Source organism: Oceanobacillus sp. FSL K6-0118 (genome assembly GCF_038006665.1).
Lineage (GTDB): Bacteria > Bacillota > Bacilli > Bacillales > Amphibacillaceae > Oceanobacillus > Oceanobacillus caeni.
On sequence record NZ_JBBOVR010000001.1, the window covers coordinates 328,009 to 341,355 of the forward strand.

Sequence of the window (13,347 nt, forward strand, 5' to 3'; positions counted from 1 at the left end):
TGTATTTATTACACAAAGACGTCTTTTTTAGTAGAGAGATAAGATAAAACATTCTAAGTGCAACTAAGGTATTTGTCTAACCTAATAGGAAATGTCAAGTTTTCTAATAGAAATAGATAGGGGTGGAGAAAAGTAAAATGGGGATATTTAAGCGTATGAAAGAGGATATGGATGTTGTCTTTGAACAGGATCCAGCCGCTAGAACATATTTAGAAGTATTTCTAACTTATTCAGGTATACATGCGATTTGGGCGCATCGCATTGCACATGCCTTTTATAAACGTAAGTTATTCTTTATTGCAAGGGTAATATCGCAACTAAGTAGATTTTTTACAGGAATTGAAATCCACCCGGGAGCCCAAATAGGTAGACGTTTTTTTATCGATCATGGAATGGGAGTCGTTATTGGTGAAACTTGCGAAATTGGTGATAACGTAACTATATTTCAAGGGGTTACACTAGGGGGAACCGGAAATGAGAAGGGAAAGCGTCATCCGACTATAAAAGATAATGCACTAATTTCTACAGGGGCAAAAGTGCTTGGCTCCATTACAATAGGGGAAAACTCTAAGGTAGGCGGAGGAGCGGTAGTTGTAAGAGATGTTCCGGAAAATTGTACAGTCGTTGGGGTGCCGGGGAGAGTGGTTGTTCAAAATGGAGTTAGAGTGAGAAGAGACCTAGATCATCAAAATATGCCTGACCCTGTTGCAAATACGATTAAAGAATTGAAACAGGAAGTGGAATCCTTACGTGAGGAAATAGCCAAATTGAAAGAAGGGAACAAAACAGTATGACAATCAAAATTTATAATACATTAACACATGAAAAAGAGGAGTTTAAACCACTTGTTGAAGGTAAAGTTAGCATGTATGTTTGTGGACCAACAGTATACAACTATATTCATATAGGAAATGCTAGGCCGGCGATTGTCTTTGATACGGTGCGTAGATATTTTGAATATCGGAATTTCAAAGTGGATTATGTTCTAAACTTTACGGACGTAGATGACAAGATTATTAAGGCAGCCAATGAATTAGGTGAAGAGGTTCCTGCCATTTCTGAAAGGTTTATTAATGCATATTTAGAAGATGTAAATGCATTAGGGGTAAAAAAGGCAACCCACAATCCGAGAGTAACAGAATCAATGGATGATATTATTGACTTCATAGCAGTACTGATTGAAAAAGGATATGCTTATGAAGCCGGAGGAGATGTCTATTTTAAACCACGTGCCTTTGAAGGTTATGGGAAGCTTTCTCACCAATCCATTGATGAACTCCGTTCAGGTGCTAGAATTCAGATTGGGGAAAAGAAAGATGATCCATTAGACTTTGCTTTATGGAAGAGTGCGAAAGAAGGGGAGATCTCATGGGATTCGCCTTGGGGAAAAGGAAGGCCAGGTTGGCATATTGAATGTTCCGCAATGGTAAAGAAATATTTAGGGGATACGATAGACATTCATGCTGGTGGGCAAGATTTGACCTTTCCACATCACGAAAATGAAATTGCTCAATCAGAGGCAAATACGGGAAAAACCTTTGCAAACTATTGGATCCATAATGGTTATATCAATATTAACAATGAGAAGATGTCTAAATCACTGGGGAATTTTGTGTTGGCAAGAGATTTAATAGCTAAGTATGATCCTCAAGTTCTTCGCTTCTTTATGTTAAGCGTTCATTACCGAAATCCGATAAACTTTACGGAAGAATTATTACAAAGTGCACATAATAGTTTTGATCGAATCAAAACAGCTTATCAAAATTTAGAACATCGAAAAGAAACAAGTATGGACTTAGTTGACCATCATACGGAATGGATTGGCAGAATTAATGAGTTAAGAGAAAAATTCGAGCATGAGATGGACGATGACTTTAATACTGCAAATGCTATCTCAGTCTTATTCGACTTAGCAAAAGAAGCCAATGTTTATCTGCAACTAGAGCAAACGTCAACAGATGTTATAAGAAAGTTCCAGGATACAATTGTTACTCTCTTAAATGTTTTAGGTATTAATATTCAACAAGAGCAACAACTGTTAGACGAAGATATCGAAAATTTAATAGAAGAACGTAATCAGGCTAGGAAAGATCGTGATTTTGGTCGTGCTGATGAAATACGGGATATGCTTAAAAGTAAAGGTATTATATTAGAAGATACACCACAAGGAGTACGGTGGAAAAGAGGATAAGTAGTCATGAATTTAGATGTGAAACAAATGAAAAGTTTAAGTCTTGCTTATATGGGAGATGCCGTATATGAGGTATATATTAGAGAGTATCTTCTAAATAAAGGTCAAATAAAGCCTAATGAATTGCATCAAAGTGCTGTTTCATTTGTTTCGGGAAGGGCACAAGCAGAAGTTATTCTAGAATGGTTAGAGCAAGGCATTTTATCAGAGGAAGAGGAGCGGATTGTTGCAAGAGGGAGAAATGCAAAATCCGGCTCCACGCCAAAAAATATCAGTATCCAAACGTATCGATATAGTACAGCATTTGAAGCTCTAATTGGTTATCATTACTTAGCTAAAAACGGGGAGCGTTTAGAAGAGTTACTCAAAAGGGCTGTGCAAGTTATCGAAGGAAGGAGTGAATAAGGAAAATGGATCAAGAAATTATTATGGGAAAAAACCCCGTTATGGAAGCCTTGAAAACGGGAAGATCTGTTAATAAAGTCATGATATCAGAACATTTAAATCAAAATGTACAAGGGAAGCTAAAACAATTAGCAAAAGAAGCAGGTACAATTATTCAAAAAGTACCGAAGACGAAACTTGATCAAATTAATTCCGGTAATCACCAAGGAGTGATAGCTTATGTGGCGCCATACGAATATGCTACATTAGATGATTTGTTTCAAAATGCTAAAAACAAAGGAGAGGAACCTTTTTTTATCATATTGGATGAATTAGAAGATCCCCATAACTTGGGATCTATATTAAGAACAGCAGATGCCACTGGGGCTCATGGTGTTATCATTCCGAAGCGACGTTCTGTTGGGCTAACAGCAACTGTGGCAAAAACAGCAGCTGGTGCAATGGAACATATTCCCGTGGTAAGAGTGACAAATATCGCAAATACAATTGATGAATTAAAAGAAGAGAATGTTTGGGTTGTCGGTACAGAAGCAGAAGCAACAGAAGATTACCGAAAGTTAGATGGCACTTTACCAATTGCGGTTGTTATAGGCAACGAAGGAAAAGGGATTAGTAGATTAGTTAAAAAGAAATGTGACTGGACCGTGAGTCTTCCAATGGGAGGAAAGGTCTCCTCATTAAATGCCTCTGTAGCCTGTGGTCTATTACTATATGAAGTATATCGAAGACGGCATCCAATGGGAGAGCACTAATGGTTATCGTTGTAGTAGATGGGTATAATATTATTGGGGCATGGGACGGATTAAAGCAATTAAAGGATAAAGACATAGGTCAAGCACGGGATCGCTTGATTGAGTTGATGGCCGAGTATCAGTCATATTCGGGATATCGAGTCATCGTTGTATTTGACGCTTACTATGTTAGAGGTATTGAAAGTAAGTTACAGGAATTCAACGTTGAAATAATTTACACCAAAGAAAAGGAAACAGCCGACGAATGTATTGAAAAATTAGTGAAAAAACTAAAGAACGTTAAAACTCAAGTATATGTGGCAACCTCAGACTATACAGAACAACGTACCATTTTTGCGCAAGGTGCATTAAGAAAGTCAGCGCGCGAATTATATATTGAACTAAAAGATGTTGAACGGCAAATTAAAGAAAATGTTGAAAGTCATAAACAAATCAAACCTCAAACGAAAATCGAGTTGGATGAATCTATCTTAAACAAGTTCGAAAAAATGAGAAGAGGGGAGTTTTCCGAGTAGGTATTGCGGAATATTGTCGACAGAATACGAAAAGGGTCGAATAATTTTTAGTCATTTTCGTTTTTTCTATATATTTTAAAAATCACCCGGAACGAGTATTGACGCTTGTTTAAACGGACTGTATAATGTTCTTTAAAGTGCACTGTGTGGGATTGGGAGGGCTTTTTTCTTGAATATCGAGCGATTAGAAGAAGAAAATAAAAGCATACACTTGCTTGATGATGAAGGAATTTTAGCTCTAATTCATCAGGGGAATAGTCATGCTCTTGACTATTTAATACAAAAATACAGAAACTTTGTACGAGCAAAAGCACGGACATATTTTCTTATTGGAGCGGATAAAGAGGACATTGTACAGGAAGGGATGATTGGTTTATATAAAGCCATTCGTGACTACAATGAGGACAAGCTAACCTCTTTTAAAGCGTTTGCAGAGCTTTGTATTACTCGTCAAATTATTACTGCGATTAAAACTGCTACAAGGCAAAAACATATACCGCTAAATTCTTACGTTTCTTTGGACAAGCCTATTTATGATGAAGAGTCAGAGCGTACTTTAATGGATATTATTGAGGGTTCAAAAGCAAGTGATCCGCAAGAATTATTGGTTAATAGAGAAAAAATGGGAGATATGGAATTGAAGTTATCTGAACTACTTAGCGAGTTAGAGAAGAAAGTACTTCAATTATACCTTGATGGTAGAACCTATCAAGAGATTTCTATAGATTTAAAAAGGCATGTGAAGTCAATTGACAATGCGCTTCAGCGGGTGAAGAAAAAGTTAGAACAGCTATTAGAATCTAATGAAATTGAGATTAAGCTATAATTAATGTATGTGTAATATGTTGATTTATTGACATCATGTAGTATGCCGTGCTACATTTAAAAGAAGAGAAACTTCAGTATAAAGGTGAAAATATGAACAAAAAGGTTACTCTAGCGTGTGCAATATGTTCAAGTAGAAACTATTCAACTAATAAAAATGTATCAACAAAATCTACTCGTTTAGAAGTACGCAAATTTTGCAAGATATGTGGAAAACACACATTGCATCGCGAGACGAAATAAATGGGTTCTTTAGTGAATGCATTTGGTAGAGTAGGGGGGTACAACTTTGTTTAAATTCTTAAAAAATGTTTCGAGAGAAATGAAGAAGGTTAGTTGGCCTAAAGGGAAAGAATTAATCAACTATACAATTATAGTCGTTACTACTGTAGTGTTAATGTCCATATTCTTTATGGTTATAGATCAGTTAATATCTTTAGGATTAAATCTCCTTTAGTAACCTTTTGAATAATTGTGTTATAATTATGTTATAATGTTAATAATTAATAATAAATAATGATGACGCAAAAACCCGCAAAAAAACGGGTTTTTTAAATTGCATAAAATTCTAAAAGTATCTAAGGGAGGGAAGGGCTAAATCGCCCTAGTTTAATGGAGAAACAATGGTATGTAGTTCATACGTATTCAGGATATGAAAATAAAGTAAAAATGAATTTAGAAAAACGTGTTGAAACAATGGGCATGGAAGAAAAAATCTTTCGTGTCATTGTACCCGAAGAGGAAGAAACTGAAATTAAAAATGGTAAGAAAAAAGTAGTGAAAAAGAAGTTTTTCCCTGGGTATGTTTTGACAGAAATGATCATGACAGATGACTCATGGTATGTTGTACGTAATACCCCAGGAGTAACTGGGTTTGTTGGATCAAGTGGACATGGATCGAAGCCAACACCTCTTTTACCGGATGAAGTAGACACTCTATTAAAACAGTTGGGTGTTGACGAAACCCGTGTTGAAGTTGACTTCGAATTGCAAGAAAATGTCCGTGTGAAAGAAGGACCATTTACTGACTTCACAGGAACCATTGAAAACATTGACGTTGATAAGCAAAAGATCAAAGTCCATGTGAATATGTTTGGTAGGGAAACTCCTGTAGAACTTGACTTCTCTCAAGTAGAAAAGTTATAGCTATAATGTGTGTTCAAAAAAGAGGATGAAAAGCAAGCCAACGAAGAAATGCGAAGAGTCATTTTCACCGGACTGTTTGAACAACCTTATATATTGTTTAGACAAAACCTTGCATTATTTTATTATTCATGATAAAATTCCTATGTTAATTCACACTCTGAGTATGAGTGTTTAATATGAGTGGGAGGGGACATATTACCCCTATTACCACATCACGGACTTTAAGGAGGTGTGTCTCGTGGCTAAAAAAGTAATTAAAGTAGTTAAATTGCAAATCCCAGCAGGTAAAGCTAATCCAGCGCCACCAGTTGGACCAGCATTAGGTCAAGCGGGTGTTAACATTATGGGATTCTGTAAAGAGTTTAATGCGCGTACACAAGAACAAGCAGGTCTAATCATTCCTGTAGAAATTACAGTATTTGAAGACCGTTCATTTACATTTATCACTAAAACTCCACCTGCAGCTGTATTACTTAAAAAAGCAGCTGGAATTGATAAAGCGTCAGGTGAACCAAATAGTAATAAAGTTGCTACGCTTAAACGCGATAAAGTAAAAGAAATTGCAGAAACAAAAATGCCTGACCTTAATGCAGCTGATGTAGAATCAGCGATGCGTATGGTTGAAGGTACTGCAAGAAGTATGGGAATTGTTATTGAAGACTAATCTAGCAGGTCGCTAAACTGCTAGAATGATTTCTTAATACGGTATAGGGTTGCGAGTATTGCCATAAATCGCAACCTTTTTCGTGAGTGTGATAAAACGATCACACGATTTATAAAAGTTATCACGCTTTTATAAGTGGGAGGTATTACCGTTATAACCACAATAGAGGAGGAAATATAATGGCTAAAAGAGGTAAAAAGTATCAAGAAGCTACAAAGCTTATTGATCGTAGTAAATCTTATGAAATTACAGAAGCTGTTCAACTAGCAAAAGATGCTGCTAAAGCTAAATTTGATGAAACAGTTGAAGTAGCGTTTCGTTTAGGGGTAGACCCTAAGAAAGCAGACCAGCAAATCCGTGGTGCTATGGTTTTACCACATGGTACTGGTAAAACACAACGCGTACTAGTGTTCGCTAAAGGCGATAAAGTAAAAGAAGCTGAAGCTGCAGGCGCTGATTATGTTGGAGATGCTGAATACATTAACAAAATCAACCAAGGTTGGTTCGAGTTTGATGTTATCGTTGCTACTCCAGATATGATGGCAGAAGTTGGTAAATTAGGACGTGTATTAGGACCTAAAGGTTTAATGCCAAACCCTAAAACTGGAACAGTTACTTTTGATGTAGAAAAAGCAGTTAATGAAATTAAAGCTGGTAAAGTCGAATATCGTGTAGATAAATCATCAAATATTCATGTTCCAATCGGTAAAATTTCATTTGATAATGAAAAACTAGCTGATAACTTCAAAGCATTAGTAGAACAGATTGTTAAAGTTAAACCACAATCTGCAAAAGGAACATACTTGAAGAATGTTTCTATCTCATCTACAATGGGACCTGGAATCAGAGTAGATGTTTCTGATTTTCGTTAATTAGTTATTGACATCCTTTTATGGGTTTGTTATAATAATTTCCGTTGTTATAAAATAATATGTTATACCGTAGACAGTAGGGGCTATATAAAGCTTAATGATCCTACCGAGGTTTTTATAAACAAATTTTCTGGAATGGATAATTTACGTTTGTAATAAAAAGCCCTCATGTCTACATGAGGGCTTTTTCGATATGATCGCTCTAGATTAACTATAGCTACGGTATATGAGAATAATTGGGAGGTGGAACAATGTCTGGTATTATCGAACAAAAAAAACAACTAGTAGAGGAAATTACTGATAAATTCCGTAATAGCCAAACTACAGTAGTTGTGGATTATCGTGGACTTGACGTTAGTGAGCTTACTGAATTACGTAAAACATTACGTGAAGCAGGAGTTGAATTCAAAGTATATAAAAATACTATGACTCGTCGTGCGGCAGATGCAGCTGAACTAAGTGAACTAAACGAAACTTTAGTTGGACCAACTGCTCTAGCATTCAGTAATGATGATGCGGTTGCTCCTGCTAGAATTTTAAAGGAATTCGGCAAAGAACATGAAGCTTTAGAGATTAAAGGTGGCATCATCGAAGGTAAAATTGCTACTCTTGATCAAATCAACGAACTTGCAGACCTACCAAACTACGAAGGTATGGTTTCTATGTTGCTTAGCGTACTACAAGCACCGATTCGCAACTTTGCTTATGCGGCTAAAGCTGTTGCAGAACAAAAAGAAGAACAAGGTGCTTAATAACTGGAAAATAATAAATATATTAAATTATAAATTAGGAGGCAATATATCATGACTAAAGAAGAAATGATTAGCGCGATCAAAGAAATGACTGTTTTAGAATTGAACGACTTAGTTAAAGCAATCGAAGAGGAATTTGGAGTTACAGCTGCAGCACCAGTTGCTGTTGCAGGCGCAGCTGCAGGTGGAGACGCTGCTGCAGAAAAAACTGAATTTGATGTTGTACTTGAAAGTGCTGGAGCATCTAAGATCAAAGTTGTTAAAGCTGTACGCGAAATCACTGGTCTTGGTTTGAAAGACGCTAAAGATCTAGTAGATAACGCTCCTAAAGCTGTTAAAGAAGCCGTTTCTAAAGATGAAGCTGAAGAAGTTAAAGCTAAACTTGAAGAAGCTGGAGCATCTGTAGAAGTTAAATAATTAAAGTATATAAAAATAATAGAGCTCGTCGATATTCGACCGAGCTCTTTTCAACTATAATAAATTCTTCTGTTTTTCAGTCCAAATAAGAACTGGACTTACGCTATTATATTAGTAAAGTAGGTGCCGAATGTCAGAGCATTACTTTTCACAACAACCTCAATCAAAAAGTTCACCAAAGACTTGGAAATATAATTTAAGAGAAAAGGAATTTACTTTTACTAGCGACATAGGTGTCTTTTCGAAAAATGAAGTAGATTTCGGTTCTAGATTACTAATTGAAACCTTTAACGAACCTTCAATTGATGGTGATTTTTTAGATCTAGGATGCGGCTATGGCCCAATAGGTATTTCCTTAGCTAAAAGCTTCCAAAAACGTAATGTTATTATGGTCGATGTTAATAATAGAGCACTGGAATTAGCAAAAAGAAATGCTATGGAAAATCATGTGGAGGATAACACTGAAATTATCCAAAGTCATAGTACAACAAATGTTAAGGATCGAAAGTTCGCCTCTATTATAACTAATCCTCCAATTAGAGCTGGAAAAAAGCTTGTTCACGATATGTTTGGAGATTCAAAAGATGTTTTACTTCCGAATGGCGAGTTGTGGGTGGTAATTCAAAAGAAGCAAGGAGCCCCATCGGCGAAAAAGAAACTTGAAACGCTATTTGGCGAGGTAGATATCATGGCCAGGGATAAAGGTTATTATATTTTTAAGGCAATAAATGTTTGACCAAACAGGCCTCTTGTGTTAACATTGGAAGATGCTAATAATGGGATTTTTATGTCAAGGGATCTTTATAAAATAAATATGTATAATTAATGGATGATAGGAAAAACTGTTATAATGGAAGGTAAACGGGGTTTTTAAAGAAAATATTACTTTTACTTTTTCTTATTATAACGTTTAATCAATCTATCTGTAAACTATTATTTGCGAAAAAGGTTACAACTTTAGAGGGGTTATAGTTTTCATCCTATAGATCATACGCTCTAATAGATAGGTGGCTACATATTTCTGTTTTATAAAGCATTTCTATAAACCTCATTGTTATGAGGTGTGAATCTTGTGTCAAAACATATCCAATTTTTGATTGGCTGTGTTTTATATATATACATGCCTTTGTAAAATAGTAGAATTAACTTCTACAAAACGTATTATTTAAGGGGTGAAGCAGTTGGCAGGTCAACTAGTTCAATATGGACGGCACCGAAAACGTAGGAGCTATGCACGTATTAATGAGGTATTAGAGCTACCAAATTTAATTGAGATTCAAACTTCTTCATATGATTGGTTTTTAGAAGAAGGATTAAGAGAGATGTTCAAGGATATTTCTCCTATTGAGGATTTCGCAGGAAATTTATCACTTGAATTCGTAGATTATAGTTTAGGTGAGCCGAAGTATGATGTGGATGAGTCAAAGTCTAGAGATGTTACGTATAATGCTCCCCTTCGTGTGAAGGTTCGTTTAATTAATAACGAGACCGGTGAAGTAAAAGAACAAGAAGTGTTTATGGGAGACTTCCCATTAATGACTGATACAGGAACATTTATTATAAATGGTGCTGAACGTGTCATTGTATCTCAGCTTGTACGTTCTCCAAGCGTTTATTTTAATGATAAGATCGATAAAAATGGTAAGCGCGGTATTGGAGCAACAGTTATCCCGAATCGAGGCGCATGGCTTGAATTTGAAACGGATGCTAAGGATGTAGCCCATGTACGAATTGACCGTACAAGAAAATTGCCAATAACTGTACTTTTACGTGCACTTGGATTCGGTACCGATCAGGAAATCATAGATTTACTTGGTGAAAATGATTACCTTAAAAATACATTAGAAAAAGATAATACAGAGACTTCTGAAAAGGCCTTGCTCGAGATTTATGAGCGATTACGTCCTGGTGAGCCACCAACAGTGGAAAACGCTAAAAGTCTACTAGTTTCTAGATTTTTCGATCCGAAACGTTACGATCTTGCACATGTAGGTCGTTATAAAATGAATAAAAAGCTTAATATAAAAAATCGCTTATTTAACCAAGTTTTAGCTGAAACAATAGTTGATCCGGAAACTGGTGAAGTTTTAGCTGAAAAAGGCGACCGATTAGAACGTAAATTATTGAATAAGTTAATTCCATATTTAGAACGTACTGAAAATATGCTTGGCGAAAACACGTTTCAACCACATGATGGGGTTCTAGATGATGAAATCACTTTGCAAACGGTGAAAATCATTGACCCAACAGACCCAAGTGGAGAAAGAGTACTTAATGTAATCGGAAATGGTAATGTTGACAAAGATACGAAGCATATTACAACAGCTGACATCTTAGCCTCAATTAGTTATTTCTTTAATCTCCTTCATGAAGTTGGGGATACAGATGATATTGATCACCTAGGTAATCGTAGGTTGCGATCCGTTGGTGAGTTATTACAAAACCAATTCCGTATTGGACTTTCTCGTATGGAACGTGTAGTCCGTGAGAGAATGTCCATACAAGATACGTCAAGTGTAACGCCGCAACAGCTAATTAATATTAGACCAGTAATTGCTTCTATTAAGGAGTTCTTTGGTAGTTCCCAGTTATCTCAGTTTATGGACCAAACGAATCCATTGGCAGAGCTTACGCACAAGCGTCGTCTATCTGCATTAGGACCTGGTGGTTTGACTCGTGAGCGTGCTGGTATGGAAGTGCGAGATGTTCACTATTCACACTATGGTCGTATGTGTCCTATCGAAACACCTGAAGGACCAAACATCGGTCTAATTAACTCTTTATCATCCTTTGCAAAAGTGAATGATTACGGATTTATTGAAACTCCGTATCGTCGAGTTGACCCAGATACTGGTAAAGTTACGAATAAAATTGATTATTTAACTGCTGACGAAGAGGATAATTACATTGTCGCTCAAGCAAACGCTCCTTTAAATGAGGAGAATATATTCGAAAACGATGAAGTAATTGCAAGATTTAGAGGGGAAAACATTGTTGTTGATCGAGAGAAAATAGACTATATGGATGTCTCCCCTAAGCAGGTTGTATCTGCTGCAACGGCGTGTATTCCTTTCTTAGAGAATGATGACTCAAACCGTGCCCTTATGGGAGCGAACATGCAACGACAAGCAGTGCCGTTAATCAAACCACAAGCACCAATTGTTGGTACGGGAATGGAATATGTGAATGGTAAAGACTCAGGTGCTGCATTGATTTGTAAGCATGAGGGGATTGTAGAACGAGTTGAAGCGAAAGAAGTGCTTGTGCGTCGTGTATCTGAAGTGAACGGGAAAGAAGTTCAAGGTGATCTAGATCGATACAAACTTCAAAAATTTATTCGTTCGAATGCAGGAACATGTATTAACCAGCGCCCAATTGTTAAAGAAGGCGATCGTGTAACAAAGGGTGAAGTTTTAGCAGACGGCCCATCTATGCAAGACGGAGAAATGGCATTAGGTCAAAACGTTCTAGTTGCTTTCATGACATGGGAAGGTTACAACTATGAAGATGCGATCATCATGAGTGAAAGGCTTGTAAAGGACGATGTTTACACATCTATTCATATTGAAGAATATGAATCCGAATCTCGTGATACAAAACTGGGACCTGAAGAAATTACTCGTGATATTCCTAACGTCGGTGAAGATGCATTGAAGAACTTGGATGAGAATGGAATAATCCGTGTTGGTGCTGAAGTTACTGATGGGGATATCCTAGTTGGGAAAGTAACGCCTAAGGGAGTTACGGAATTATCTGCAGAAGAAAGATTATTGCATGCTATCTTTGGTGAAAAAGCGCGTGAAGTACGTGATACATCCTTGCGTGTTCCACATGGTGCAGGCGGTATAGTATTAGATGTTAAAATCTTTAACCGTGAAGACGGCGATGAGTTACCACCTGGAGTAAACCAATTGGTGCGTGCGTATATTGTGCAAAAACGTAAAATCCATGAAGGAGATAAGATGGCTGGTCGACACGGTAATAAAGGGGTAATCTCCAAAATATTACCTGAAGAAGATATGCCATTCTTACCAGATGGAACGCCTGTTGATATCATGTTAAACCCACTAGGTGTACCATCGCGAATGAATATCGGACAGGTGTTTGAGCTTCACTTAGGTATGGCAGCTAGACTTTTAGGCATTCATGTTGCTACACCAGTATTTGATGGTGCAACAGAAGAAGATGTATATGAAACCCTAGAAGAGGCTGGCATGTCAAGAGATGCGAAAACCGTACTTTATGATGGTAGAACAGGTGTCCCTTTTGACAACCGTGTTTCTGTCGGAGTAATGTATATGATTAAATTGGCTCACATGGTCGATGATAAGCTGCATGCGAGATCAACTGGACCTTATTCATTAGTAACGCAACAACCACTTGGTGGTAAAGCACAGTTCGGTGGACAACGGTTTGGAGAAATGGAAGTGTGGGCCTTAGAAGCTTATGGTGCTGCATACACATTACAGGAAATCCTAACAGTTAAATCGGATGACATTGTAGGCCGTGTTAAGACCTATGAATCCATTGTTAAAGGCGATAACGTCCCTGAGCCTGGTGTACCAGAATCGTTTAAAGTTTTAATTAAAGAACTACAAAGTCTTGGTATGGATGTTAAAATGCTTAACAGCCATGAAGACGAAATCGACATGCGTGATTTAGAAGAAGATGATACCCACTCTGCTAGTAAACTGAACTTGGAAGTTGAAGTAGAAGGAAAATAGAATATATAAGAGAATTGATGGTTCATCATACCATCAATTCTCTATTTGAAAATTGGATGAAAAAACGCACATTAAAAGGGAGGA

General features: G+C 36.8%; 15 protein-coding genes and 2 other annotated features (1 of these 17 only partly in view). All 15 genes read left to right on the forward strand.

What is annotated here, in order from left to right:
- Positions 1-2 (forward strand) — a binding site (T-box leader); it begins 211 nt to the left of the window's first position.
- 141 nt (positions 3-143) lie between these two features.
- The 15 genes from cysE to rpoB all read left to right on the forward strand — a co-directional run bounded on the left by cysE (position 144) and on the right by rpoB (position 13,263).
- Positions 144-794: a serine O-acetyltransferase gene (gene cysE / locus MHI02_RS01600; RefSeq protein WP_047185935.1), complete on the forward strand. Its 651-nt coding sequence runs from the start codon at positions 144-146 to the stop codon at positions 792-794.
- Positions 791-2,191 (forward strand): cysteine--tRNA ligase, encoded by a 1,401-nt coding sequence (gene cysS / locus MHI02_RS01605; RefSeq protein ID WP_060668157.1) that lies wholly within the window; start codon positions 791-793, stop codon positions 2,189-2,191. The genes cysE and cysS overlap by 4 nt, the downstream gene beginning before the upstream one ends.
- 6 nt (positions 2,192-2,197) lie before the next feature.
- On the forward strand, positions 2,198-2,596 hold the full coding sequence (locus tag MHI02_RS01610; protein WP_047185922.1) for a Mini-ribonuclease 3: 399 nt from the start codon (positions 2,198-2,200) through the stop codon (positions 2,594-2,596).
- Positions 2,597-2,601: 5 nt separating this feature from the next.
- Positions 2,602-3,348: a 23S rRNA (guanosine(2251)-2'-O)-methyltransferase RlmB gene (gene rlmB / locus MHI02_RS01615; RefSeq protein ID WP_216883859.1), complete on the forward strand. Its 747-nt coding sequence runs from the start codon at positions 2,602-2,604 to the stop codon at positions 3,346-3,348.
- Positions 3,348-3,863: an NYN domain-containing protein gene (locus MHI02_RS01620; RefSeq protein ID WP_216883860.1), complete on the forward strand. Its 516-nt coding sequence runs from the start codon at positions 3,348-3,350 to the stop codon at positions 3,861-3,863. Before rlmB ends, MHI02_RS01620 begins: the two co-directional genes overlap by 1 nt.
- A gap of 169 nt (positions 3,864-4,032) precedes the next feature.
- Positions 4,033-4,689, forward strand: a complete 657-nt coding sequence (gene sigH, locus MHI02_RS01625) for an RNA polymerase sporulation sigma factor SigH (protein ID WP_047185919.1) — start codon at positions 4,033-4,035, stop codon at positions 4,687-4,689.
- Between the two features lie 92 nt (positions 4,690-4,781).
- Positions 4,782-4,931, forward strand: coding sequence for a 50S ribosomal protein L33 (gene rpmG, locus MHI02_RS01630; RefSeq protein WP_083452522.1), 150 nt, complete (start codon positions 4,782-4,784; stop codon positions 4,929-4,931).
- 46 nt (positions 4,932-4,977) lie between these two features.
- Complete coding sequence (gene secE, locus MHI02_RS01635; protein WP_047185918.1) at positions 4,978-5,145, forward strand: preprotein translocase subunit SecE; 168 nt, start codon at positions 4,978-4,980, stop codon at positions 5,143-5,145.
- Positions 5,146-5,300: 155 nt separating this feature from the next.
- Positions 5,301-5,834, forward strand: a complete 534-nt coding sequence (gene nusG, locus MHI02_RS01640) for a transcription termination/antitermination protein NusG (protein WP_047185917.1) — start codon at positions 5,301-5,303, stop codon at positions 5,832-5,834.
- A gap of 238 nt (positions 5,835-6,072) precedes the next feature.
- Entirely contained in the window at positions 6,073-6,498 is a 426-nt protein-coding gene (rplK, locus tag MHI02_RS01645) for a 50S ribosomal protein L11 (RefSeq protein ID WP_047185916.1), read from the forward strand.
- Positions 6,499-6,677: 179 nt separating this feature from the next.
- Positions 6,678-7,370, forward strand: coding sequence for a 50S ribosomal protein L1 (gene rplA / locus MHI02_RS01650; RefSeq protein ID WP_047185915.1), 693 nt, complete (start codon positions 6,678-6,680; stop codon positions 7,368-7,370).
- A gap of 49 nt (positions 7,371-7,419) precedes the next feature.
- Positions 7,420-7,569, forward strand: a sequence feature (ribosomal protein L10 leader region).
- A gap of 52 nt (positions 7,570-7,621) precedes the next feature.
- Complete coding sequence (gene rplJ, locus MHI02_RS01655; protein ID WP_047185914.1) at positions 7,622-8,122, forward strand: 50S ribosomal protein L10; 501 nt, start codon at positions 7,622-7,624, stop codon at positions 8,120-8,122.
- Between the two features lie 51 nt (positions 8,123-8,173).
- Entirely contained in the window at positions 8,174-8,539 is a 366-nt protein-coding gene (gene rplL / locus MHI02_RS01660) for a 50S ribosomal protein L7/L12 (RefSeq protein WP_047185913.1), read from the forward strand.
- Positions 8,540-8,669: 130 nt separating this feature from the next.
- A complete protein-coding gene (locus MHI02_RS01665; protein WP_341165594.1) occupies positions 8,670-9,275 on the forward strand; it encodes a class I SAM-dependent methyltransferase in 606 nt (201 codons plus the stop codon).
- Positions 9,276-9,720: 445 nt separating this feature from the next.
- Positions 9,721-13,263 (forward strand): DNA-directed RNA polymerase subunit beta, encoded by a 3,543-nt coding sequence (gene rpoB / locus MHI02_RS01670; RefSeq protein WP_204798447.1) that lies wholly within the window; start codon positions 9,721-9,723, stop codon positions 13,261-13,263.
- The last annotated feature ends 84 nt before the right edge of the window (positions 13,264-13,347 follow it).

What these genes read in the sequence shown, in the direction of transcription:
- rplL (WP_047185913.1), top strand. Translation starts at nt 8,174, where the DNA reads ATGACTAAAGAAGAAATGATTAGCGCGATCAAAGAAATGACTGTTTTA.
- nusG (WP_047185917.1), top strand. Translation starts at nt 5,301, where the DNA reads ATGGAGAAACAATGGTATGTAGTTCATACGTATTCAGGATATGAAAAT.
- MHI02_RS01620 (WP_216883860.1), top strand. Translation starts at nt 3,348, where the DNA reads ATGGTTATCGTTGTAGTAGATGGGTATAATATTATTGGGGCATGGGAC.
- rplA (WP_047185915.1), top strand. Translation starts at nt 6,678, where the DNA reads ATGGCTAAAAGAGGTAAAAAGTATCAAGAAGCTACAAAGCTTATTGAT.
- rpmG (WP_083452522.1), top strand. Translation starts at nt 4,782, where the DNA reads ATGAACAAAAAGGTTACTCTAGCGTGTGCAATATGTTCAAGTAGAAAC.
- MHI02_RS01665 (WP_341165594.1), top strand. Translation starts at nt 8,670, where the DNA reads ATGTCAGAGCATTACTTTTCACAACAACCTCAATCAAAAAGTTCACCA.
- MHI02_RS01610 (WP_047185922.1), top strand. Translation starts at nt 2,198, where the DNA reads ATGAATTTAGATGTGAAACAAATGAAAAGTTTAAGTCTTGCTTATATG.
- rplJ (WP_047185914.1), top strand. Translation starts at nt 7,622, where the DNA reads ATGTCTGGTATTATCGAACAAAAAAAACAACTAGTAGAGGAAATTACT.
- cysS (WP_060668157.1), top strand. Translation starts at nt 791, where the DNA reads ATGACAATCAAAATTTATAATACATTAACACATGAAAAAGAGGAGTTT.
- rlmB (WP_216883859.1), top strand. Translation starts at nt 2,602, where the DNA reads ATGGATCAAGAAATTATTATGGGAAAAAACCCCGTTATGGAAGCCTTG.